We start from the raw sequence: 23,156 nt of genomic DNA, 5'->3' as shown, positions 1-23,156 counted from the left end.
CGGTTCCGACTGTTTGCGAAAGCTGTGTATACTCCCTGCAAATATAAGCAGAAAAACCCCGGGCGACCAACCGGGATTAATGACGGGCCATGGCGCTGAGTTCTTCCCGCCGGGCGAGGTACTCCTCCCGGAGCATGGCAAAAATGTGCTCGTCGAGGTATCGGTTGTTTTTGACGGCCGCTTTCCGCATCACCGCCTCCGGACGAAATCCGGCTCCTTCCAGTACGCGCATCGAGGCGCTGTTTCCTTCCAGAACACAGGCGTACAGGCGGTTAATCTGAAAATTATGGAAAACATACTCCACCATCGCCGGTACGGCTTCGCTCATGATTCCGCGGCCCCAGTAGGGTTCGCCCAGCCAGTAGCCGATTTCGGCATTGTAGCGGTAAATGTCCTCCTTGATGGTAAAGCCGACGTTGCCCACGGCCCGACCGTCTATTTCAATGGCCAGGTTCACCGGCATCTGGTAGGAGCGGTTCATGCGAATCCAGGACGTGGCGTCCCGCAGCGTATACGGGTTGGGGAAAAAGTCCCGGACGCGATCCCAAATTTTTCGGTTACTGGCTAATTCGGCTAATGAGTTCTCATCGCCGTCGCGCCACGGCCGGAGCGTGCAGGTGTGTAGGCGGATGACGGTCACGGATAGAAAATATAAAGTTTTTCCAATATACACCAAAAACTGAACAAAACGATGATTGTTTAGGCTCTTAGCAACTTGCTCTTTTAGTCAACGGCCCGGGCCCTGCACACGCCCGGCGCCGTTGACGGGATAACTCCTTACCGGCTCAGTCTGTTTCCTCCAGTTGGAACAGCTGCTCGACCGGCTTCTCAAAAACCGCCGCCATCTTCAGCGCCAGGACCGTGGACGGGACATAGCGGCCGGTTTCGATGGAATTGATGGTCTGCCGACTTACGCCAATCCGTTCGGCCAGATCCGCCTGCGAAAAATCGCGTTCCGCACGGGCTACTTTGATGCGGTTCTTCATAAAGCCAGCACCTCTCTTTCCTGCTTCCGGAGCAGCAGCCGGAAGCGAATGATGAAGACGATCAGCACCGTAAACAGGTTGTATATCAGCACATCTATAAACTTATCGCCGTGAACCAGCAGTACGGCCACGCCCAGAATCAGGTAATTGAGGTAGACCGCCCATTGCAACGACTCCAGCCGCAGCTGACTGATCATCTCGTCTTCCACCCGCTCCCGGGCAAAGGCAATGAAAAGCAGCCCCGTCATAACGCCGAGGGTCGCCAGTTCATCTGTCAGGTTGACGGGCCAATCGACGATCCCTTTTAGCTTCCCAACGGTGAGAAACTCCAACTGAAACTCAGCGTACATACAGGCCAGACCCAGCAATACGGCCGGAACAAAAAGTAACCAGCCAATCAGCCGGTAACGATGCGGAAATAACCAGTTCGTTTTCATTGTATAGTTTAGTTTACTTGTCCAAATGTAAATTAAACTTTACATAAAGGAAAACAGACTTGTACACGAATGGTTCTTCGTCTTGATGAACGGGCCATTACTGTCGTTGCTGCTTGGAGGGCGGAGACGCTGAATTTTTCAACCGGTACTTGACCAGCACGGGCAGATGGGGGGCGATGGTCGGCTCGTTGAGAACCCGGTAGCGAACCAGTTCAAATTCGGCCCCGCGCAGGGTAAGGATGTAGTCCGTGCGCGCCCCGGAATTGTGGATGGTCGGCTGGCGGGCATCGGCTCCGGCATCGTCCCAATTCTCCCTGAGCTTCACAACAATGGGGTCTTCCGGGTCTGTGCTGAGGTCGCCCGCCCAGATGATGGGCTGAATGCTGTTGCCCAGGACCTGCCTCAGCGTCGCCAGCTGTACACCCCGGTTCACGAAGGATTTGGGCTCAAGCTGGGTATTGGTGAAGCGAATGCTGCGGCCGTCGGGCAGTTCCACGTAGGCGTCCTGCAGGATGCGCGGGGCCAGCGAATCGGGGTTGGGCAGCAGCACCCGGTTGTGCGCAATGATGGGGTATCTGGACAGAACGCCCAGACCAATCCGGCCTCCTTCGTAGCTGTCTGCCCCGGCGAAAGCGTACTGCATGCCGGTCAGACCGGCCAGTTGGCGGATCTGGTTGCGGCGGTAGCTGCGCAGGGTGGCACTGTCGGTTTCCTGGATGGCGACCAGGTCCGGTTTATACTGCCGAATCAGCTGAGCGACCCGCAGCAGGTTGCTGTAGCCTTTCGGGTCCAGCCCGTAATTGATGTTGTAAGTCAGGACCGTAATGGTTTCCTGAGCCAGAGCCGGAGCGGCTGTTATCAGCACCAGCAGTGCTTTTCTTGCCCACTTCCACATACTTTTCATAGGTTACGACAGGTACAAAGTTACGAACTTTCAAACGCGCGCCGGGCCAAACTGAGAAAGCGGTCCGGGCCGGGCGCCTTGCCAAGTTAAGGTATTTGGACTATAACTTGAAAATCCGGTCCATGAGCAGCCACTTCTCGCCGGGTTTTGCCAGCGGTAACGCCTGCTGGTACCGCCACATCAGCGTTTCCCATTCCTGCACTTTCGGATTGGCCGCGTCGGCTGCCGCTTTTTGTTCAAACGAAAACGTCTCCTCCGTTTCCATGATCATGAACAGACGGTTTCCGATCCGGTAGATTTCCATCTCCCGAATCCCGGCGGACCGGATGCTGTCTTCGACCTCCGGCCACAGCTTTTCGTGGTATCGTTCGTACTCGGCAATCAAAGCCGGGTCGTCTTTGAGGTCAAGGGCGAGGCAGTAGCGCATAGAATTGACAGAATGATTGAATGACTGAATGACTGACTCTACAGATTGCCACCTGGCGGTATCAGTCATTCAATCATTCAACATTATTTCACTTGTGAACCTTTGAATCCAAACCAGCCAATTACGGCGAAGAACAGGGCGGGGAGCAGGAAGGAGTTGGCGATGCTGCTGTTGTCGGCGATCCACCCCATGACGGGCGGGAACACGGCGCCGCCGACAATGCCCATGATGATGTACGACGAACCCTGTTTGGTGTACTGGCCCAGGTCTTTTACGCCCAGCGCAAAAATGGTCGGGAAGGTGATGCTCTGGAAGAAAAAGAAGCCCAACAGCGCGTAGAGCGATACCTGACCGAGATGCAGACTGACAATGATCAGCAACGCGACGATCGCCACGGAATACCAGCCCAGCAGCACGTTCGGCTTCACGTACCGCATCAGGAAAGTACCGGCAAAACGCCCGATCATGAAGATGACCATCCCCACGCTCAGCAGGTAAGACGCCTTCTGGTCGGTCAGGTTAGACAGTTCAGTTGCGTAATTGATGAAAAAGCCCCAGACGCAGCCCTGCGCGCCGACGTTCAGAAACTGGGCCAGGACGCCCGCCCGGAAGTGCGCATGCTGAAACAGCGTCTTTCCGCTATGGGACTGGGCATCGGTCACCAGCGTTTCCTCCTGAATCTCCGGCAGCGGTGTCCGGTAGAAAATCAGCGCCACCAGCAGCACCAGTCCGCCAACCACCAGATACGGCAGTTGGATCGAATCAAAGCCCTCTTCGACGGACTCGTTGGCCGTATTGGCAAACAGCAGAAAGCCCCCGACCAGCGGCCCGGTGATAGCGCCGAGCCCGTTGAACGACTGGGCTAGATTGAGCCGCTGCTCGGACGTTTCGGGCGTGCCCAGCACAGAAACGTAGGGGTTGGCCGCCGTTTCGAGGAAGGCCAGTCCGCAGGCGAGGATAAACAGGGCGATCAGAAAGAACTGCCACGACTGGGCCTCCCCCGCCGGATACACCAGAAAACCGCCCGCCGCGTACAGCAGCAATCCAAACAGAATGCCTTTTTTGTAGCCGTATCGTTTCATGAAATACCCCGCTGGCAGCGCCATCAGAAAATAGGCTCCAAACGTGACGACCTGCACCCAGGCCGACTCCGCCCGCGATACGTGCAGGACGTTCTGTACTTTTTTATTCAGACCGTCCAGCATGCTGATGGCAAACCCCCAGAGAAAAAACAGGGAAGTCACCAGCGCAAAGGCCAGCCGGACGTTGCCCGCCGGAGCAGTCGCTTTGACGGAGGTAGTAGAGGGCGAAATGGAAGCCATGAAAGGTTGGGTTGAATGACTGAATTTTGAATGTTGAATTTTGAATGCTGAATTTTGAATGATTGAATAGCTTCCCAAATTTTAGCATAGCGAAGCTGTTCTGTCATTCAAAATTCAATCATTCAATCATTTACGTAATGGCCCGGTCCAGGTGCGTGTAGCCGCCGTCGATGTGGATGAGCTGACCGGTGGTGTGACTGGATTTGTCGGAAAGGAGAAAGGCGACTGTGTTGGCAATCTCCTCCGTGGTCGTCATGCGTTTTTCCAGGGGAATTTTGGAAACGATGGAATCCAGCTTTTCTTCCGGGCTGGGCAGCGTTTTGATCCAGCTTTCGTAGAGCGGCGTCCAGCATTCGGCCACGATCACACAGTTGACCCGGATGCCGTACGGCAGCAGTTCCACAGCCCATTCGCGGGTCAGGGCGTTGCGTCCCCCGTTAGCGGCGGCGTAGGCGGAGGTGTTGCCCTGCCCCGTTTCGGCCACTTTGGAACCGATATTGACGATCGCCCCGCGGCTTTCTTTCAGCGCGGGCAGGGCGTAGTGCGCCATCAGGTAATAATGGACCAGATTGCGGTGCAGCGATTCGATAAAGCCTTCGTACGAACCGCTTTCCAGCCCGATGCCGTCGTTGACCCCGGCATTGTTGACCAGCCCGTCGATCCGTCCGAACTCGGCCAGCGTCTGCTCCACGGCCCGGCGACATTCCTCGGGGCGCGTGAGTTCGGCCACCAGCTGATGAGCCCGGCCGCCCGCTTCCACGATTTTAGCCACCGTCGCGCGGTTGTCGGCTTCGTTGCGTCCGACGATGACGGGCATGGCTCCCTCGGTCGCCAGTACGGTGGCAATGCCTTCGCCAATGCCCTTGGCCCCGCCCGTGACCAGAATGATTTTGTCTTGTAGGTTTAGGTTCATGTGTTTTGTGGGCACGGGCTGAAGCCCGTGTATACTTTGTATCCGCAGGCTTCAGCCCGTGTTTAGTCTATTAGTTACCAAAGACGAAAGAACCGTATCCGCCGCGGCGGATACCCAAACGCCCGCTACTCCAATCGGTAAAAATCCACCGCGTTGGCTCCGAAAACCTTTTGCCGGACTTCCTCGCCCCAGGGCTGGATGTAGTCTTCCAGCAGGCCCTTGACCTCTTCGTATTCGGCGGCCACCAGACAAACCGGCCAGTCGGAGCCGAACATCAGCCGGTCGGGGCCGAAGTGTTCGAAGACGACATCGAGGTACGGAAAAATTTCCTCTTTATTCCAGCCTTTCCAGTCCGCCTCCGTCACCAGCCCGGACACCTTGCAGTAGGTATTCCGGTTCTTAGCGATTTCGGCGATGTAGTTGGACCAGCGCGTGATTTCCTTTTTCCGGATCACCGGCTTGGCGCAGTGGTCCACCACGAACTTCACTTCCGGCACCTCCTGCACCAGTTGCCAGGCCGCTTTCAACTGGTTGGGGTAAATCAGAATGTCGTAGGTGAAATCGAAAGCCGCCAGTTGCCGCACGCCGCGGATGAATTCCGGGCGGGTCAGAAAGTCGTCCGGTTCCGACTGGGCCACGTGCCGAAACCCTTTCAGTTCTTCAAACTGCGAGAAAGCTTCCAGCCGATCGTAAATCGTTTCGGAACGCAAATCCACCCAGCCGACCACGCCTTTGACGATATCGTACGCTTCGGCCAGTTTCAGCAGCAGCAGCGTTTCGGCTTCCGACTGGTCGGCCTGCACCGCCACGCAGGCTTCCACGCCATTGGCTTTCAGCACCGGCTCCAGGTCTCCGGGCAGAAAATCCCGCCGGATCACGGCCATCTCGTCGGTAATCCACGTATCGCGTTCAGGCGTATAAAACCAAAAGTGCTGATGGGCATCAACTATCATTTTTCAATTAAGAATTAAAAGTTAAAAGTTAAAAATAAGTGGCTACATTGCCTTCTGAGTCGTTAATTGAATGGCGGCGAGAATTTTTATTAATTCTTCACAATCGCTCAGCATAGACGACGCCATTCGCTCATCGAGGTAATTTGTAGCCTGGAGAAGTCGTAACCAAAACCGCGTTTCTCTGGCTTCTTTGTATGAAATGCCGATTTTTGCCGCAAACTCTTTGCGCGAAAAGCCGCCGGTTGCCTCTTCCAAATTAGCGCCAATGGAAGTTCCGCTTTTGAGTAACTGTTCCGCAAGCTTGTAAGGAACCTGCTGTTGCATTAGCCATTTATGCAGATTCACTACCCGAATCGCAAAGGCAAAAGCCTTGCTCTGGATTATGCTTTCTTTTTGCTCCATTACCAAGCTACGGCCTTACTTTTAACTTTTAATCTTTAACTTTTAACTAAAAGCCACAGCCGTTTGCCGCTGTTCGCCCAGGCCTTCGATGCCGAGGGTGACGACGTCGCCGGGCTGGAGGAAACGGGGCGGTTTGAGGCCCATGCCGACGCCGGAGGGCGTGCCGGTCGAGATGACGTCGCCGGGCAGCAGCGTCATGAACTGGCTGATGTAGCTGACCAGCATCGGGACGTTGAAAATCATGTCGTCGGTGTTGGAATCCTGCAGCAGTTCGCCGTTGACGCGCAGCCAGAGGTGGAGTTTGTTGGGATCGGGAATTTCGTCTTTGGTCACCAGAAACGGACCCAGCGGTGCGAACGTATCGGCGCTTTTGCCTTTCACCCACTGACCACCGCGTTCGAGCTGGAAAGCCCGCTCGCTGTAGTCGTTGTGCAGGGCGTACCCAGCGATGTAGTCGAACGCTTCGTCCTGCGACACGTACGTCGCTTTTTTGCCGATCACAATCGCCAGTTCCACCTCCCAGTCGGTTTTTTCTGACCGTTTCGGAATGACTACGTTGTCGTCGGGACCGCACAGGGCGGTGGTGGATTTGAAGAAAAGAATCGGTTCGGCGGGCACCGGCGCGCCGGTCTCGGCGGCGTGTTTGGCGTAGTTCAGGCCGACGCAGACGATCTTGGACGGCCGTTTGACGCACGACGCGCGGCGCACGCTGCCCGGCACGTTCGGACAGTTAGCGGCGTTGGCTTCCAGCCACTGGGCGAGGCGGGCGGGGCCGTCGGTGGCAAAAAAGGTTTCGTCATAATCCTGGCCGAAAGCCGATACATCGAGGTGGGCACCGGAAGCAAGCATTACGCCGGGGCGTTCATTTTCGGGGGGACCGAAGCGGAAAAGTTTCATTCGTGTTCAAAGGGGTTTTGACGGAAAAGAACCAGACTGGCAAGTTATAATCATTTCGCCAAGGCAGCGCATCGCCGTTTTTATATCTTTGAAAAAGCTTGTCCAATCCACCCGTATGCGTTTTCTGGTTACCCTGCTTCTGTTCCCGCTGTTCTTAAAGGCCCAAAACCCCGTTCAGGTCCGGATTCACAAAAACATCGAGCTGATAAACGTCCTGGCCGTACAGAATGCCGCCGGCTTGCTGAAAGACACCCTGACCAATCCCTGGATGCGCGACAACAGCGTGCTGATGCGGCGGTCGTACTACCATTTTCTGCCCGTTCAGCAGCTTCCCATTTTCCGCACCTATCAGGCTCTCGAAGACAAAATGGGCACCGGCATGTACCTCCTGGGACTTTATTACAGCGAAGTGCCCACGGCCCGGCGACTGGTCGCGTTGCCGGACGTGTTTCTGGAAGCCGTCAGCCCCAACCGGGATTCGGTGATCCGGGCCTTTGACCAGTTCTTCGGGCAGTTGAACCAGCTTTATACCGAGGTCCGGTTTGCAGACTACCTGCGGCAAAATGGGCCGATTTACGCTCAGGCGGTGGCCGAAGTGAAGCGAAACTTACCGCCCGCCGGATTCACGAAGGCACTTGAACAGTACTACGGCGGGCATAAACACAGCTACAACCTCATTCTAAACCCGTATTTCAAAAGCGACTGGGGCATGGGCTGGGAAGTTTCCGGCCCCGCCGGCACGGACGTCTACAACATCACCGCCCCGTTTGTTAAAGCGAATGTTTCCGCCACGGGTCAGGTCGAAACAACGGGGTTCGACGACCGCGCGGGCGTCCGGCGGTTATCCGTGCACGAGTTCGGCCATACGTTCGTGAACCCCCTCGCCTACCAGCCGAGCGTCCGGAAGCAGATTGAAGCCTATAATTCACTGTACGAACCCATTAAGGGTGACGAACAATACAGCGACTGGCATACCCAGTTCTGCGAATACGTCGTCCGGGCGGGCGAAATCCGGATTGCGCTGAAGACCGGTAACCCGGCGGATGCCGAAGCCGTCCGGAAGCAAAACGCCCGCTGGAAGTACCTGCCGCATTTTGTCCGGCAACTGGAGCGCTACGAAACGAATCGGCGGCAGTACCCCACGTTCGAGGCCTTTCTGCCCAGCCTGATCGCGTCGCTGAAGGATTTGCAGCGGGGCCGTTAAAAGGTGTTTGGGGATTTTATTTGGTTTACAAAAGATTCCTCTAACGATCTTTCAATGGAGACCTATCAGACTGATACAGCCAAAGAACCTGGTGAACCAACCTAAATGTTGGCATCGACGCGGTGAAAGTACAATATCAAAACGCCAACAAAAGCCTAATTATCAGTATACTGAAATCACAAATCTACTCTTAAGCTTATAAAAATTTATCAAAAATTATAACCAAGCCTAACCTTGTAAATTTTATAGCGTTGAATGAGCGGAAACGACTGATTATTTAAATCAGTGTATTTGCTGTACGGAGTGATTGTACTTTCATAAAATCCATCAACAGTAAATTTTCCCAAATCTACGCCTAATCCAATAAGTCCAGAAGCACCAAAACGGTTTATGCTATCGGCATACTTAAATAAAATTCTATCCTCGCTGTTGGCCTTGTTTGCTAAAAATTCAGCTGTTTTGTTTCCATAAAATCTATCCTTGGTGTGATAAGACGCAACCAATCCGGCTTGAATACGCAAAAATGAAGTCAAATTTGTTCCCACAATTGCGGAGGCAGAAAACCGCTTGAGTTGATAAATAGGGCCAGTGTAAACCCAAACTCTGCCGGTCCCGAATGCCGTATCTTCCTCGGGGTTCATGTTTCTGAATTGCACAAAATATGTGTTTTGTAAATAGGATAAGGAACCTTGTACGTAAAATTTATCAAACTGTCTTTTGTGGGCTACGCCAACTTCCCACCCCTGGTAATTCTCAAAAGGACCTGTATAGATTTGGTATTTATTATTGACAACTCCATTAACAGAAAAATCGAGCAGATTCCCACCAACAAATAGGCCCCAAGATGATGTATCTCGGTATTTCGCCTGATATGACTGAGAAAACGAGCTATGTACTATTACAAAAAGCAACAAGAAAGTTAAACCAATTTTTTTCACCATATGATTATTCTAGTCAATTGATTAACTGCCAACAATAAACTTAAAGGCACCCCTTACTCAATACAATTAAGTTGACATTTATTGTAATTTAATAAAAGGAAGGGTAGTGATTACCGGGAAACTCACACCATAAATAGGCCAGCCATCCTTCATACCATGCCCTTAGTCATTTATTCCGTCTCGTAAAAAGCTTTCGCAATTCCATGATAATTGACGAATGATTTGATCTTGGCTTTTCACTGTGCATACGTAATTCAGTTTAGAAGATATTCGGGAATTCCCTTTGGCTTACAACAAAAAGCTTCTGAATATTATTCAAAGTATAACTCTTCAAGCCAGTTTGGCCAAAAAATCTATTGACTTCCTAAACCAAACAAAGGCTTTACGCGACAAAAAAGCCAAAGTCTTGCGTAATGAATTGTTAAAAACAGTTTAAAACTTAAAACAAGCCGTTAGTTGTTCAGCCGCGTAAAACCGCCGTCGATGGGATAGTCGCAGCCCGTCACAAAACCGGCTTCGTCCGAGCAGAGGTACAGAGCGAGGGCTCCGATTTCGGCGGGCTTTGCCATGCGGCCGATGGGTTGGGTAGCCGACAGTTTGGCGAACATTTCCTCTTCCTTGCCGGGATAGTTTTTAGCCAGAAACCCGTCTACGAAGGGCGTATGCACCCGGGCCGGCGAAATGCAATTGCAGCGAATGTTGTGCTTTAAATAGTCTTTCGCCACGGACAGGGTCATCGTCAGCACCGCACCTTTGCTGGTCGAATAGGCGAAACGGTCGGGAATGCCGATGGTTGCCGCGATGGAAGCCATGTTCAGAATGACCCCGCCGCCGGCCGCCCTGAAATGCGGAATGGTGGCGTACAGACAGTTGTAAACGCCCTTCACGTTCACATTGTAAATCCGGTCAAAATCGGCCTCGGAAGTCGTTTCCACCGTCCCGACATGCGCTACCCCGGCATTATTGACCAGAATATGCACCGGCCCCTGGGCCGCAATGTCATTCACCACCTGCACCACATCCGCCTGCCGCGACACATCGACGCCATGCGCAAAGACCCGCCCGCCTTCGGCCGAGAGCCCGTCGGCCACCGCCTGCGCCGCTTCGGCGTTCAGTTCCAGAATATGCACCGTCGCCCCCGCGCGGGCAAAGGTTTCGGTAATCGCCAGCCCAATCCCGCTGGCCCCGCCGGTGATGAGGGCGGTCTTGTTGGTGAGGTCGAACATAGTGGAAATGACTGAATGACTGAATGGCTGAATGACTCCGCTAATCTTAGCACTGCGGAGCAACTCAGTCATTCAATCATTCAAAATTTAAAGTGAAACTCCCCGTTTCCAGGGGATGAAATCGTCCTGGGCGAGCTGCTGCGCTTTGGTCTGGACTTCGCCACTGGCGAGTTTGATGACGTATTCGAACAGTTGTTCGGCGTTTTCGGCGATGGTCTGCTCGCCTTCGATGACCGGGCCGCAGTCGAAGTCGATCACGTCCGGCATCCGGTTGGCGAGCGCCGTATTCGTGGCAACTTTCACGACGGGGCAGATCGGGTTGCCGGTGGGTGTGCCAAGGCCGGTCGTGAACAGGATGATGTTCGTGCCCGAGCCCGCCATGCCGGTGGTTGCCTCCACGTCGTTGCCCGGCGTGCAAAGCAGGTTCAGGCCCGGCTGGGTAGCCGGTTCGGTATAGTTCAGCACGTCGGCAACCGGAGCCGTTCCGCCTTTTTTGGCCGCACCCGCCGATTTGATGGCGTCCGTAATCAGTCCGTCCCGGATGTTGCCCGGCGACGGGTTCATGTCAAAACCCGAACCGGCGGCTTCGGCCTGAGCCGAATAGGTCTGCATCAGGGTAATGAATTTCTGCGCTTTGTCGTCCGCCGGAGTTCGGTTGATCAGTTCCTGCTCCACGCCGCAAAGCTCCGGAAACTCGGCCAGCACGGTTTTTCCGCCCAGCGCCACGAGCACATCCGACAGGTGACCAAGCACCGGATTGGCCGAAATACCCGAAAATCCATCCGAGCCGCCGCATTTCAGACCGATGTTCAGCTTACTCAGCGGAGCGGGCTGGCGTTCAATCTTGTTGGCTTCGATCAGGGCCAGGAACGTGTCGCGAATGGCCGTCGCCATCATGGTGTATTCCGTTCCGTCCTGCTGCTCATAGACCAGCATCGGCTTGTCGAATTTCGGATTCCGCTTGCGCACTTCCGCTTCGAGGGCCGAAATCTGGGTGTGCTGGCAGCCGAGGCTCAGCACCGTTACGCCCGCCACGTTGGGGTTGTTGATAAACCCGGCAAACAGGCCGCAAAGCGCTTCCGAATCCTGGCGGGTGCCGCCGCAGCCCATTTCGTGGGTCAGAAACTTGATGCCGTCGATGTTTTTGAAAGGCCGTTCGCCGTTCCGGGGAAATACCTTCATCGTATTCGGCGGCGAGAACGGCTCGATTTTTTTGATCGTCGCTACGTCGCCGTGCTGGTACAGGTGCAGCAACTGCCGAACCTCCTCGCGGTAGATTTCCGGCTGGGCGTAGCCAAGCTCCCGCTCGAACGCATCTTTCAGGATGAGGATGTTCCGGTTTTCGCAGAAAACCAGCGGAATCACTAGCCAGTAGTTGGCCGTTCCGACCTGACCGTCGGCGCGGTGGTAGCCCATAAACGTCCGGTCGCGCCAGGCGCTTACCTCGGGCGGCTGCCAGTTGTAAGGCTGTTTTTTGTCCAGTCCGTACGCCTCCGAATCGTGTTTCAGGTTAAAGGTCGTAATCGGTTCGCCGCGGCGAATGGGCTGGGTGGCCCGCCCGACCCGGACCCCGTACATGGTCACGGCATCGCCGGGCTGTAGATCTTCGGTAACAAACTTATGCTTGACGCCCACCCCGATCGGCAGCGCATAGGTCTGCCCTTCGAACGTCACTTCTTCGCCGGAAGTAAAGTTTTGGAGGGCAACAATGACGTTATCGGCGGGATGAACTTTCAACAATCGATGCTGCATACAGGTAACGCAATTTTTTTACAAAGAGAAACAAAAAGGCCATTCATAACCGCCCTGTAGTCTCCTATATTCGAATAAATAATTTGCGGCGGTACATCCAGTACAGAATCAGCCAGAACACCAGCAGGGCCACCCCGCCGCTGCCGAGCGTTTCGTACGGGCCCAGCGAGGAAAATACCGACTGCCCCAGATGCGTTTTGAAGGTTTCGATAATGAACCGGTCAATCAGGTGCACCAGGCAGTAAATCGCGATGGAATTCATCCCGATCACCACCAGCGGAAACGCCCAGCGGCGGTAATTTCTGAGGTCGATCAGGTAGTAAAAACCCGCCAGCAGCAAAAAACACCAGCCTCCGCTGAACAGGACCCAGCCGGGCGTCCAGATGCGCTTGATCGACGGACTGAGGCCCGTAACGGTCAGCAGCCAGCCGGCGGCAAGGCCCGCAACCCCGGCGATCAGAAAGTACTTCATGCGCTCCGGCCCGGACGCTTCCGACCGCAGCACGCGCCCCGCCTGCAGGCCCAGCAGCATGGTTCCCAGCGTCGGGATGAAACTCAGCGTGGCGTATCCGCCGCCGTTGTAGAGAAAAGGTTTTTGCCGCGGAAAAAGGTTCAGAAACCAGGTATCAAACGCCCAGGCGAGGTTGCTGTTCTTGTTGAAATGGGCGGCCAGTCCGGTAGCGTGAAAAGGCCAGTCGGCAGGAACACCCACCGCTTCGTAGGAAAAGCCGGGGCCGGGCAGCGGATACAGCACAAAAGCCAGCCAGTAGCCGACCAGCACCGCCGCCAGCGCCAGCCAGCCGGTCCGGGTCGAGCGTTGACCGAGCAGGTACAGAAACGGGTAGCCCAGGCCAATCTGCGTCAGCGTGTCCTCAAACGTGAAATGGGTTTGTGACCGACCCACCGACCGCAGAAAAATGCCCAGCAGCACCAGAATCAGCGAACGGCGGACCGTATGGGCGAACATCACCGCCGCCGATTGCCCATCCGACGAGCGCCGCGCCATCGAAAACGGCAGGGCCACCCCCACCAGAAAGGAAAACGACGGCTGAATCAGGTCGTGCAGCGAACAGCCAAACCACTCGGCATGGCTCTGGTGATGAGCCAGAAATCGCCAGAATCCGCTGTCGGGCAGCGCCTCCGAAATCCGCTCGAATTGCAGGATTTCGGCCATCATCAACAGCATGACGAAGCCCCGGTAAGCGTCCATCGACATCAGTCGACCGGCGCGGAACTCGCCCGGCAGGGTAAGCGGCGGAGAGGGATTGGGAGCCAGCATGGCGGCAGATTTTGGCGGTGATGGTAGTTTTTACGACTAAAAAAGCATTTTTTCGGACCGCTTTACTTACAGTGGTTAATCGTTTAGAGTTTAGGGTTTATAGTTTATCGTTAAATCGGCGGAGCAACTCTAAACTATAAACCCTAAACTCCAAACTATACTTTCGCTTTCATGCACTTCTCCGGTAACCTCGTCGATCTCTTTAGCCGCACCATTCGGTACGGGCAGCTGACCGTTGAAAACGGCTTCATCACGCAACGGACCGACCTCGGCGACGAGCGCCCCGGCGAGCCCTACCTCCTGCCCGGTTTTGTCGACGCGCACGTTCACGTGGAAAGCTCGATGCTGACCCCGGCGCAGTTTGCCCGCCTGGCCGTAACGCACGGCACCGTCGCGACGGTGTCGGACCCGCACGAAATCGGGAATGTGCTGGGAGTGGCCGGGGTTGAATACATGATTGAGGACGGGAAACGTGTGCCTTTCAAGTTCTGCTTCGGCGCGCCTTCCTGCGTTCCGGCGACGACCTTCGAGACGGCCGGGGCGACCATCGACGTGGCGGACGTCCGGCGGCTGCTCGAAATGCCCGAAATCGGTTATCTGGCCGAAATGATGAACTTCCCCGGCGTGCTGCACGGCGACCCCGACGTGCTGGCGAAGATTGCGGCCGCCAGGGCGCTGGGCAAGCCGGTGGACGGTCACGCGCCGGGCCTGCGCGGCGGCGACGCCCAGCGGTACATCGACGCGGGCATGACCACCGACCACGAGTGTTTTACCTACGAAGAAGGGCTCGACAAAGCCCGGCGGGGCCTCCACATTCTGATTCGGGAAGGGAGTGCGGCCAAAAACTTCGAAGCCCTGATTCCGCTGCTGGCCGATTTTCCGGAGCAGATCATGTTCTGTTCGGACGACAAGCACCCGGACAGCCTCGTCGTCAACCACATCGATGAGCTGGTCCGACGGGCGCTGGCCAAAGGCCATGACCTCTTTGACACGCTCCGGGCCGCCTGCCTCAACCCGGTACGGCATTACCGGCTCCCGGTCGGTCTGCTGCGGCAGGGCGATCCGGCCGATTTCATCTTTGTCGACAATCTGCAAACGTTTAGGGTGCAGCGTACCCTGATCGACGGCGCGGTGGTGGCCGAAAACGGCGTTACGGGAATTCCGGACTTACGAAGTAAAATCGTGAACAAATTTAACTGCCAGCCCAGGCAGCCGGAGGATTTTGTCGTCCGCAGAACGGGCGGCGGTCCGCTGCGGGTCATCGAGGCGCTCGACGGGCAGCTCATCACCAATGCCCTGCTGCTGGAACCGACCGTTGACGACGGCCGGATTGTGGCCGACCCGGCTCAGGATGTGCTCAAAATTACGGTCGTCAACCGGTATGCCGATGCTCCTCCGGCGGTCGCTTTTATCCGGAACTTTGGCCTTAAACGGGGCGCCCTGGCGTCGTCTGTGGGCCACGATTCGCACAACATCATCGCCGTGGGCTGCGACGACAACAGCCTTTGCCGGGCTGTCAATGAGATTATTGCCGTTGGGGGAGGCGTTTGCGCCGTTGGAGAAGACGGGGGTCAGGTGCTGCCCCTTCCTATCGCCGGGCTGATGACCGATGCCGACGGATATGCCGTTGCCGGGCATTACACCCGCCTCGACCAGTTTGTCAAAAACGATCTTGGCAGTACCCTGCAGTCGCCGTTCATGACGCTTTCGTTCATGGCGCTGCTGGTAATTCCCTTTCTGAAACTAAGCGATAAAGGGCTGTTCGACGGGGGACAATTTTCATTTGTATCAATCGAGGATACAATATAATCCATCAAATAAGCAGCATAAAGGGAAATTGACCGAATTTTATGGATAGCTTTTTATAATAAGTCTAATATTTTTTTAGCCAAAAGCTTTTGATTCCTAATTTTTCTAAATATGTTTACATCCACAACGAAGCCCGTTGGCATTCCTAAACCCTTGACCTTCTTAATCTATGCCCCGCTACCGTACCCCGTCCGGTTTGGACGAAGAACAACTCTGGAATCAATTCCGGGGTGGCGATGAAGTAGCTTTTGCCCGGTTGTATAAGGAGTATGTGCAGGTTTTGTACCATTATTGCTCGCATTTTACAACCGACCGGGCGTTAATTAAGGATTGCATACACGATTTGTTCGTGGAGTTGTGGAAGCACCGCTCAACCATCGGCCAGACCACCTCTGTCCGTTTTTACCTGATGGCCTCCATCAAGCGGAAACTGGTCCGGCATCTGAATGCCGAGCAGAAGTTCAGCAGTCAGGACGACCTGCAGAACAGCCGCGAACTGCTTGCCAACGCAACGCCCTCGCACGAAGCCAGCCTCATTGGTGACGAAGAAGATGTTCACATGCACGGCTGTGTGGCCAAAGCGCTTGAGCGCCTGCCCCGCCGTCAGCGCGAGGCCGTTTACCTCCGTTACTACCAGAACATGAGCAACGAAGAAATTTCGGCCCTCATGCAAATCAACATTCAATCGGTCTATAACCTGATATTCGGTGCTTTATCGAACCTGAAAAAGCACATCACGCCGGAAAAGGTGCTGCTCGGTGCCGCCCCCCTGCTCAGTTTCTTTTGCTAGTTTAATCGTTTGGAGTTTATAGTTTAGGGTTTATAGTTGTAAGCCAACGACAGGCAACTATAAACCCTAAACTATAAACTCTAATTTTTTTATGCCCGCTCCCCTTCCCGAACGAATGCGGCCCCGGACACTCGACGACGTGATCGGGCAGTCGCAACTCATCGGGCCCGGTCGGCCGCTGCGCCGGGCCATCGAAGCCAACCGCATTCCGTCCATGATTTTGTGGGGGCCTCCGGGCGTCGGAAAAACTACGCTTGCCCTGCTGATCGCCGAGACCGCCAACCGGCCCTTCCACGTCCTCAGCGCCATCAGTTCGGGGGTGAAGGAGCTTCGGGAAATTATCAACCAGCCCGCCGGACTGTTTCAGCCCATCTTGTTTATCGACGAAATTCACCGGTTTAACAAAAGCCAGCAGGACGCACTTCTGGGCGCCGTTGAACGCGGGACGATTACACTCATCGGCGCGACGACCGAAAACCCCTCTTTTGAAGTCAACGCCGCGCTGCTGTCGCGCTGTCAGGTTTACGTGCTGGAATCGCTGGGGGCGGACGAGCTCAGACAACTGGTGGACAAAGCCCTGGCCGACGATGTGCTGCTGAAAACGAAGACCGTGCGGGTCGAATCGTACGACGCCCTTATGCGGCTCTCCGGCGGCGATGCCCGTAAACTGCTGAACCTGCTGGACCTGGTCGTGATGAGCCAGCCGGAAGACAGCCTTGTTCTGACGGACGAACTGGTGACCAGCACCGCCCAGCGCAACATCGCCCGCTACGACAAATCCGGCGAACAGCATTACGACATCATCTCGGCCTTCATCAAATCCCTGCGCGGCAGTGACCCCAACGGTGCCCTGTACTGGATGGCCCGCATGTTACAGGCCGGCGAAGAAGCCGAATTTATCGCCCGCCGCATGCTTATTCTGGCCTCGGAAGACATCGGCAACGCCAATCCCACGGCGCTCATCATGGCCAACAATGCCATGCAGGCCGTCAGGGTCATTGGCTACCCCGAGAGCCGCATCATTCTGGCGCAGGTAGCCGTCTATCTGGCCACTTCGCCCAAAAGCAACGCCAGTTACATGGCTATCGAAGACGCCCTGGCGCTGGCCGCCCGAACGGCCGAACTGCCGGTGCCGCTGCACCTGCGCAACGCGCCAACCAAACTGATGAAGCAAATCGGCTATGGCGATAACTACAAGTATGCCCACGATTTTGAAGGCAATTTTGCGCCGCAGAATTACATGCCGGAGGCGTTGAAAGGGAAGAAGCTGTACGAACCGGGGCAGAATGCCAAAGAAGCCGAAATGCGCCGACGCCTGCAGGGCTGGTGGGGCGACTGGTATGATTATAATGAAAAATGAAAATGGGGCGTTGTGGTGGAGGTAGGGCATAAAAAAAGCTGTCAGAAATCTGACAGCTTGAGTGCGCCCGAAGGGATTCGAACCCCTATCTTCAGAACCGGAATCTGAAATTCTATCCATTGAACTACGGGCGCAAATCCGTAAGCGTTTCCGGCTGTTTCGGGTTGCAAATATGGTCTAATGAATCGGCAATCGCAACATTGGCCTAAAAAATTTTAGGAAAATCAGCTCTCCAATTTCCGGATCTGTTCATAGTCACCGACTTGAGTGAGATACAAAAAATGCGCTAACAGGCCGTGGATATTGCTGACCCGCCGGTGCGCCTCTTCGAACGAATGCACCTCCAGCCGGGTCTGCTCGTGCTCGGACTCTTTCCCCATCTTCCTGCCGTGCAGTGCCCGAATCGCGTCGCCGTTCAGCCGGTGTTCGAGCGCGAAAAAATAAAGACATTCGTCGCTGTTGGAGGACATCGAAGCCAGCGGGCGGTCGAAAAGCGGCAACAGGTCGGCTTCCGAAACGTCCAGGCCGGCTTCTTCCTTCAGTTCGCGGGCGGCTACCTGCGCGGGCGTTTCGCCTTCGTCGATCATGCCCGCCGGGTGTTCGTAGGTTTCCGAGCCATCCACCAGTCGCCGCTGCCGCACCAGCAGAACGGACTTTTCGCGCGTTTCGGCATCAATCAGCACAACGAGCATCGAAACGGAATCGCCGCGCAGAAAAAGCAACTGGCCAAATTCGCGCCCGTCGGCGGCTTTCAGCTTCGGGTTCAGCAGGGCGTAAAGCATCTGCCCGTCATTCCCGGTATGCGTGTAGGGGCTCTTAACCGAGGCAATGTCAACCTGATTCTTCTCCAGCCGACGTTGCCAGTTTCTGTACTTAAAGGAGTTTTCCACCAAAGGGTCCATGCTGCGCTGTGTTTTTGTGACTCAACCCCGGGCACGGCAATCTGTTCAAACTCACTGCCAGTTTACTGGTGGCCCAAAAAAACAACGCGGCATCACCAAAGGCGATGCCGCGTTTCCCTATCCCCTCATCCCTGTTATTTTTCCGGACGGTTGGTTGTGGCACCGCTTACAGTGGAGCCACAACTTCGTCGCTTAGTTGCAGCCGGCGTAACCGAAGGTTTCCGTCGTCGTGACGGTGCCGGTTCCGTTCTGCTTCGTTTCAATTTTGGTACCCGTTACCACGCCCTGGCCGTTGGTTTGCAGCGTGTACGTGCGCTCCGAAAGCAGCGTCATTTTGTCGTTTTCATCCAGATCCGCATACTGGGCGTATTTGGCCAGAATGCCGGACTGAGCGGGCAGGGTGTTGACCGACAGACGAACCGTTTCGCCATAAACCGGATCCACATCCTGACGCACTTCCGATTTTACGGACGGGAAGCCCCGGAAGGCCGACGTGGTGCTGACGGTTTTGCCGCTCCACTCCTGCGTTACGTAAGATGCCAGACGCTCACCGACGTAAACTGAGCTTTTGGTCAGGTTCCGCTGGGTGTCGTATTCAAAGCTGGTGTATCCGCCGGCCTGGGCCACACGCGTCACCAGTCCGTTCTGGATGGTACGCGGATGCTTTTCAGCGGCACCGCTTTTCTCGGTATAATCTGCCAGCCGGTTCTGGCTGAACTTCCAGGTACGCAGCAGACCGCTGGTGTAGCCGGGAATCTCCCGGGTCGTAGCCGGATCGATTTCGTAGGTATTGAGCGCCGTTTCCGTCAACAGGTTGCCGGCCTCATCGTATTCGTACGTTCCTTTGATGGTGGTTGCAGGCAGTACGGTGCCGCTGCTCTTGGCGATGTAGCCCGCCAGACGGCCGTTCTGATAGCTGTACGTGGTCGTTTGCAGTTTCTCGCGGGTGATGGTCTTGCCGATGGCGGTGGCAAAACGGGTGATGGTCCGGGAAGAGGCGCTGGTCAGGAAACCGGCTTCATCGAATCCATAATCGACCGTCGTAGAAACGCTGCCGCCCGTGGGGGTTTCGACCGTGGAGATGGTTTTCACCAGACGGCCCTGCGCGTCGTACTCGTACGAGCTGCGCTCGGCACGTCCGACCCCGGCACTGCCTTCGACGGACGAAGCTGCGTAGGTCTGGAGTTTACAAGCCTGCGTTGCCGCCGGCTTCGATACGTCTACATCGCGGTTCTCACAGCCCGCAGTCATCCAGCCCAGTGCCGCCATTACGAGCGACACCTTTGCCACTTTGCAAAAAGTTTTCATAACGTACAAGTTAGATGGGTTATCTTGGTCAGCGACCCTTTACCCTTTTGGAACGATAGGTTAAATCGTTTTCGTATGCAATATTACAAACGCTTCCGAAATAAACAGACAACTGTTTGTCAATCAGCCGTCATTTTCATAACAATTTAATAGTGTCGTAATCTCCGACGACCTTCAGATACAGGAAATGAATAAGCAGTCCATTGACATTATTTACCAGTTTGTGCGCTTCGGGAAGGGTGGCGATGAAGGTGTTAATCCGCTCAAATTCATGGGAGTTACCCATGTTCTTATTGTGAAACTCCATAATCTGCGCCCGGGGCATCCGCTTCTCCACGAAGAAGTAGTGCATTCCTTCGTCGCTGGTGCCGGTGCTCGGAAACCATACACGCGGATTTAATCTGGTCAGTTCGCCGGGGGTAATTGTCAGACCGATTTCTTCGCCAACTTCCCGGGCGGCCACTTCCGTGGGATCATCTTCCGCATCCACCATGCCCGCCGGATGTTCGTACGTATGCGATCCGTCGCAGATGCGGCGCTGCCGGACGAGGACGGTGTATTTCTGGTCTGTTTCTTCGTCGATCAGCACCACCAGCACGCAGGCGGCGTGGCCTTTCAGGAAGCAGACGGGCGGAATTTTGTCACCTTCCGGCGTGTCGGCGTCTACTTCGAGCATGGCAAAGAGCACCTCCCCATTCTGCCGCCGCCGGATGAAATGGTCTTTCACGCCATTAATTTTTAATCCGTTCAGTTCCATCTGTTTTTTCCAGTAGCGGAACTTGTGCGCCTCTTCGAGTTTTTCCTGTTTCATAAACGAGTTTAGCGTTTATCGTTTAAAGTTTCTAGTTTGAACGGGACTTGCCCTGTCAAAACTATATACCCTAAAGCATAAACTTACAAACCGGCTATAAAATGGAACTGACCATCAGTACGCCCGCCCTGCTGTTTTCAACGGTTTCGCTTCTTATGATTGCGTTCACCAACCGCTTTCTGGCGATCGCCGGGCTTATCCGGGATCTGCACGAAAAATTTCGGCAGAAGCCCGATACCGATTATGTGGCCCAGATCCGGAATTTGCACACGCGTCTGCAACTGATTCGCGCCATTCAGGTCATCAGCGTAATCAGTCTGCTGCTGAGTGCCATCTGCATGCTGGTCATTTTTCAGGATGCGCAGCAGGCGGCCCGCTGGCTTTTCGGCTCGGCGCTGATTCTCCAGATCGTCGCCCTGGCGCTTTCGGCCGTCGAAATCTCCATCTCCATCAATGCCCTCAAAATCGAACTCAGCGACATGGAAAAAGAACTGGGCCGCCGCAGTTCGCTCTTCTCCCTCCGCTCCCGGGAAAAAGAAAACGGATAGCGAGGCGAGAGGTGGGAGGTGATAGGTATGAGGTGTTAGGTATAAGGTATGAGGTAGCGGTGCCTCACTGAGATTAAGGGATGTTGTCTCCACCTACCTCATACCTCTCACCTCATAGCTCCCACCTAATACCTCATACCTCTCACCTCATACCTCCTATCTCATACCTATTCCGTATATTCGCTCCCGATTCGCTTGTCTTAACCACCTCCAATGACGTATTGCCTAGGAATTAAAGTGGCCTCCGGCCTGGTTGCTATCGCCGATACACGCCTCACCTCGGGTACTGAAGTTTCGACCAACCGCAAGGTTTCTGTTCACCAGCTGGAACATCATTCGCTGTTTATCATGACCTCCGGTCTGCGGTCGGTACGTGACAAAGCCATCACGTATTTTAGGGAGGTGATTGCCGAAAAAGACCAGTCTTTCAACAAGTTATACAAAGCGGCGAATGCCTTCGGCGAACAGATCAGGCGGGTTTCGGACGAAGACCGGGCCGCCCTCACCGCCGCCGGACTACATTTCAACCTGAACGCCATTGTGGGCGGGCAACTGGAGGACGACGACGAGCACAAGCTTTTTCTGATTTATCCCGAAGGAAACTGGGTGGAGGTCGGCAGCGGCTCGCCTTTTGTCATTATCGGGAATTCGGGCTACGGAAAACCGTTGCTCTACCGAAGCCTGAAATACGAATCGAGCCTTGAGGAGGCGTTGAAAATCGGCTATCTGGCTTTCGACGCCACGCGGGTCAGCGCCAACGACGTGGATTTTCCGCTGGATGTGGTTATCTACCCGAAGGATAGTTTTCAGTTTACCGAACACCGGCTTGAAAAAGAAGATATGGAGGGCATTTCGCACCAGTGGAGCGCCCTGCTCAATAACTCCGTGCGACGTCTGCCGACCGACTGGATGAATCCCATTTTCAACAAACTGCCGCGTTAACGACACGATGGAACTGCACGTCCGGCACCGCCTGCGCTACGATTACTCCGCCCCCGTTTTTCTGGAGCCGCACACGCTTTATCTCTACCCCCGGACAGGGCCGCACCAGCGCCTGAACGACTATCAGTTGCGGATCGAGCCGGAACCGAGCCTGGTTGCCCGCAACACGGACACCGAGGGCAACATCCAGCAGATGGTGTATTTCAAGGGTGAATGTCGGTCCCTGACCGTGGAAGCGGAGATGAAGGTGCAGTCCGAGCCGTTCAATTCGTTCGATTTCGTGCTGTTTCCGTTTGAAACCGAAAAAATGCCGTTCCGGTATTCGGCCAACCAGCAGCGCACCCTGGCTCCTTACCTCGAACGGGACTCGGTTACGATGAAGGTGGAAGATTTTGCCCGGCAGATTGCCAACGAAACCCGCTGGCATACGGTCCCGTTTCTGACGCTGCTCTGCTCACGCATCCGCGAAGGCTTTACGTACGAGGTCCGGGAAGTGGGTCACGCCCATGACCCGGAAGAAACGCTGAACTCGCGCCGGGGGTCCTGCCGCGACTACGCAGTGCTGTACATCGCCTGTTGCCGGAGCCTCGGCATTGCAGCCCGGTTTGTGAGCGGCTACCTCTTCGGAAATCCGCAGCAGGAACACGAACTGCATGCCTGGGCGGAAGCGTATCTGCCGGGTGCCGGGTGGCGGGGCTTTGACCCCACGGAAGGCCACGTGGTCATTAACAAACACCTGCCGCTGGCGGCCTCGTACTATCACGATAAACTGGCTCCGCTCGGGGGAACCTTCATCGGCAAATCAGTGCGGTCGACGATGGAGACAAAAGTGGAGATGTTTTAGGTCAGTCGTAAGTCAATCAGTCGTAAGTCGTAAGCGGTCCGCCGCTGCGGTCGTAAGTACTTCGCCTCAATAGTAATCCTGCGGAGCACTTACGACTAATCGACTTACGACTTACCACCTCCCACTGTTCACTAAAAAATCCTAACCCTAACTACTCCCACTACCCACCGACCGCTATCTTTGTATCCTGTAAAACATT

Annotated in this window: 24 protein-coding genes and 1 tRNA gene; 7 read left to right on the top strand and 18 right to left on the bottom strand. The window is 55.1% G+C overall.

The window, feature by feature from the left end; all coding sequences use genetic code 11:
- Positions 1-76: 76 nt before the first annotated feature.
- From ORG26_RS18450 to ORG26_RS18405, 10 genes are all read right to left on the bottom strand, one after another.
- On the bottom strand, positions 77-640 hold the full coding sequence (locus tag ORG26_RS18450) for a GNAT family N-acetyltransferase (protein ID WP_266364381.1): 564 nt from the start codon (positions 638-640) through the stop codon (positions 77-79).
- A 145-nt stretch (positions 641-785) separates the two neighbouring features.
- Positions 786-986 (bottom strand): helix-turn-helix transcriptional regulator, encoded by a 201-nt coding sequence (locus tag ORG26_RS18445; protein ID WP_266364380.1) that lies wholly within the window; start codon positions 984-986, stop codon positions 786-788.
- Positions 983-1,423: a hypothetical protein gene (locus ORG26_RS18440; RefSeq protein WP_266364378.1), complete on the bottom strand. Its 441-nt coding sequence runs from the start codon at positions 1,421-1,423 to the stop codon at positions 983-985. The genes ORG26_RS18445 and ORG26_RS18440 overlap by 4 nt, the downstream gene beginning before the upstream one ends.
- A 97-nt stretch (positions 1,424-1,520) precedes the next feature.
- Positions 1,521-2,327 carry an endonuclease/exonuclease/phosphatase family protein gene (locus ORG26_RS18435; RefSeq protein WP_266364376.1) on the bottom strand — a complete coding sequence of 269 codons (807 nt, stop codon included), beginning with the start codon at positions 2,325-2,327 and terminating at the stop codon, positions 1,521-1,523.
- A 100-nt stretch (positions 2,328-2,427) separates the two neighbouring features.
- Entirely contained in the window at positions 2,428-2,754 is a 327-nt protein-coding gene (locus ORG26_RS18430) for an L-rhamnose mutarotase (RefSeq protein ID WP_266364374.1), read from the bottom strand.
- A gap of 83 nt (positions 2,755-2,837) precedes the next feature.
- Entirely contained in the window at positions 2,838-4,076 is a 1,239-nt protein-coding gene (gene fucP / locus ORG26_RS18425; RefSeq protein ID WP_266364372.1) for an L-fucose:H+ symporter permease, read from the bottom strand.
- A 130-nt stretch (positions 4,077-4,206) separates the two neighbouring features.
- Positions 4,207-4,989: an L-fucose dehydrogenase gene (locus ORG26_RS18420; protein WP_266364370.1), complete on the bottom strand. Its 783-nt coding sequence runs from the start codon at positions 4,987-4,989 to the stop codon at positions 4,207-4,209.
- A 125-nt stretch (positions 4,990-5,114) separates the two neighbouring features.
- A complete protein-coding gene (locus ORG26_RS18415; RefSeq protein WP_266364368.1) occupies positions 5,115-5,942 on the bottom strand; it encodes an amidohydrolase family protein in 828 nt (275 codons plus the stop codon).
- A 42-nt stretch (positions 5,943-5,984) separates the two neighbouring features.
- On the bottom strand, positions 5,985-6,344 hold the full coding sequence (locus ORG26_RS18410; protein ID WP_266364366.1) for a four helix bundle protein: 360 nt from the start codon (positions 6,342-6,344) through the stop codon (positions 5,985-5,987).
- Positions 6,345-6,386: 42 nt separating this feature from the next.
- Entirely contained in the window at positions 6,387-7,241 is an 855-nt protein-coding gene (locus ORG26_RS18405; protein WP_266364364.1) for a fumarylacetoacetate hydrolase family protein, read from the bottom strand.
- 115 nt (positions 7,242-7,356) lie between these two features.
- On the opposite strand from ORG26_RS18405, the gene ORG26_RS18400 reads away from it, so the two are divergent.
- Positions 7,357-8,445: a DUF4932 domain-containing protein gene (locus ORG26_RS18400; RefSeq protein ID WP_266364362.1), complete on the top strand. Its 1,089-nt coding sequence runs from the start codon at positions 7,357-7,359 to the stop codon at positions 8,443-8,445.
- 209 nt (positions 8,446-8,654) lie between these two features.
- On the opposite strand, the gene ORG26_RS18395 is transcribed toward ORG26_RS18400, so the two are convergent.
- The 4 genes from ORG26_RS18395 to ORG26_RS18380 all read right to left on the bottom strand — a co-directional run bounded on the left by ORG26_RS18395 (position 8,655) and on the right by ORG26_RS18380 (position 13,643).
- Positions 8,655-9,386 carry a hypothetical protein gene (locus tag ORG26_RS18395; protein ID WP_266364360.1) on the bottom strand — a complete coding sequence of 244 codons (732 nt, stop codon included), beginning with the start codon at positions 9,384-9,386 and terminating at the stop codon, positions 8,655-8,657.
- 452 nt (positions 9,387-9,838) lie between these two features.
- A complete protein-coding gene (locus ORG26_RS18390) occupies positions 9,839-10,612 on the bottom strand; it encodes an SDR family NAD(P)-dependent oxidoreductase (RefSeq protein WP_266364358.1) in 774 nt (257 codons plus the stop codon).
- An 87-nt stretch (positions 10,613-10,699) separates the two neighbouring features.
- Complete coding sequence (locus ORG26_RS18385) at positions 10,700-12,364, bottom strand: UxaA family hydrolase (protein WP_266364356.1); 1,665 nt, start codon at positions 12,362-12,364, stop codon at positions 10,700-10,702.
- Positions 12,365-12,428: 64 nt separating this feature from the next.
- Entirely contained in the window at positions 12,429-13,643 is a 1,215-nt protein-coding gene (locus ORG26_RS18380) for an acyltransferase family protein (protein WP_323134286.1), read from the bottom strand.
- 171 nt (positions 13,644-13,814) lie between these two features.
- Between ORG26_RS18380 and ade the strand changes: the two genes are divergently transcribed.
- The 3 genes from ade (at position 13,815) to ORG26_RS18365 (ending at position 17,602) form a co-directional block, all read left to right on the top strand.
- On the top strand, positions 13,815-15,452 hold the full coding sequence (gene ade / locus ORG26_RS18375) for an adenine deaminase (RefSeq protein WP_266364354.1): 1,638 nt from the start codon (positions 13,815-13,817) through the stop codon (positions 15,450-15,452).
- 169 nt (positions 15,453-15,621) lie between these two features.
- On the top strand, positions 15,622-16,242 hold the full coding sequence (locus ORG26_RS18370) for an RNA polymerase sigma factor (RefSeq protein ID WP_266364352.1): 621 nt from the start codon (positions 15,622-15,624) through the stop codon (positions 16,240-16,242).
- Between the two features lie 91 nt (positions 16,243-16,333).
- Positions 16,334-17,602 (top strand): replication-associated recombination protein A, encoded by a 1,269-nt coding sequence (locus ORG26_RS18365; protein WP_266364350.1) that lies wholly within the window; start codon positions 16,334-16,336, stop codon positions 17,600-17,602.
- Between the two features lie 62 nt (positions 17,603-17,664).
- Here the strand turns inward: ORG26_RS18365 and ORG26_RS18360 are convergent.
- The 4 genes from ORG26_RS18360 to ORG26_RS18345 form a co-directional block, all read right to left on the bottom strand.
- Positions 17,665-17,736: transfer RNA gene (locus ORG26_RS18360), tRNA-Arg, on the bottom strand.
- Between the two features lie 90 nt (positions 17,737-17,826).
- Complete coding sequence (locus ORG26_RS18355) at positions 17,827-18,504, bottom strand: NUDIX hydrolase (RefSeq protein WP_266364348.1); 678 nt, start codon at positions 18,502-18,504, stop codon at positions 17,827-17,829.
- 192 nt (positions 18,505-18,696) lie between these two features.
- Complete coding sequence (locus tag ORG26_RS18350; protein WP_266364346.1) at positions 18,697-19,812, bottom strand: hypothetical protein; 1,116 nt, start codon at positions 19,810-19,812, stop codon at positions 18,697-18,699.
- A 136-nt stretch (positions 19,813-19,948) separates the two neighbouring features.
- Positions 19,949-20,623, bottom strand: a complete 675-nt coding sequence (locus ORG26_RS18345; RefSeq protein WP_266364344.1) for an NUDIX hydrolase — start codon at positions 20,621-20,623, stop codon at positions 19,949-19,951.
- A gap of 101 nt (positions 20,624-20,724) precedes the next feature.
- Between ORG26_RS18345 and ORG26_RS18340 the strand changes: the two genes are divergently transcribed.
- The 3 genes from ORG26_RS18340 to ORG26_RS18330 all read left to right on the top strand — a co-directional run bounded on the left by ORG26_RS18340 (position 20,725) and on the right by ORG26_RS18330 (position 22,957).
- Positions 20,725-21,171 (top strand): DUF2721 domain-containing protein, encoded by a 447-nt coding sequence (locus tag ORG26_RS18340; protein ID WP_266364342.1) that lies wholly within the window; start codon positions 20,725-20,727, stop codon positions 21,169-21,171.
- A gap of 213 nt (positions 21,172-21,384) precedes the next feature.
- Positions 21,385-22,113, top strand: a complete 729-nt coding sequence (locus ORG26_RS18335; RefSeq protein WP_266364340.1) for a proteasome-type protease — start codon at positions 21,385-21,387, stop codon at positions 22,111-22,113.
- A 7-nt stretch (positions 22,114-22,120) separates the two neighbouring features.
- Positions 22,121-22,957: a transglutaminase family protein gene (locus ORG26_RS18330; protein ID WP_266364338.1), complete on the top strand. Its 837-nt coding sequence runs from the start codon at positions 22,121-22,123 to the stop codon at positions 22,955-22,957.
- The last annotated feature ends 199 nt before the right edge of the window (positions 22,958-23,156 follow it).

This window comes from Tellurirhabdus rosea, assembly GCF_026278345.1.
Lineage (GTDB): Bacteria > Bacteroidota > Bacteroidia > Cytophagales > Spirosomataceae > Tellurirhabdus > Tellurirhabdus rosea.
Note: the sequence above shows the minus strand (reverse complement) of the source record. Positions and strands in the feature narration are given on the sequence as shown.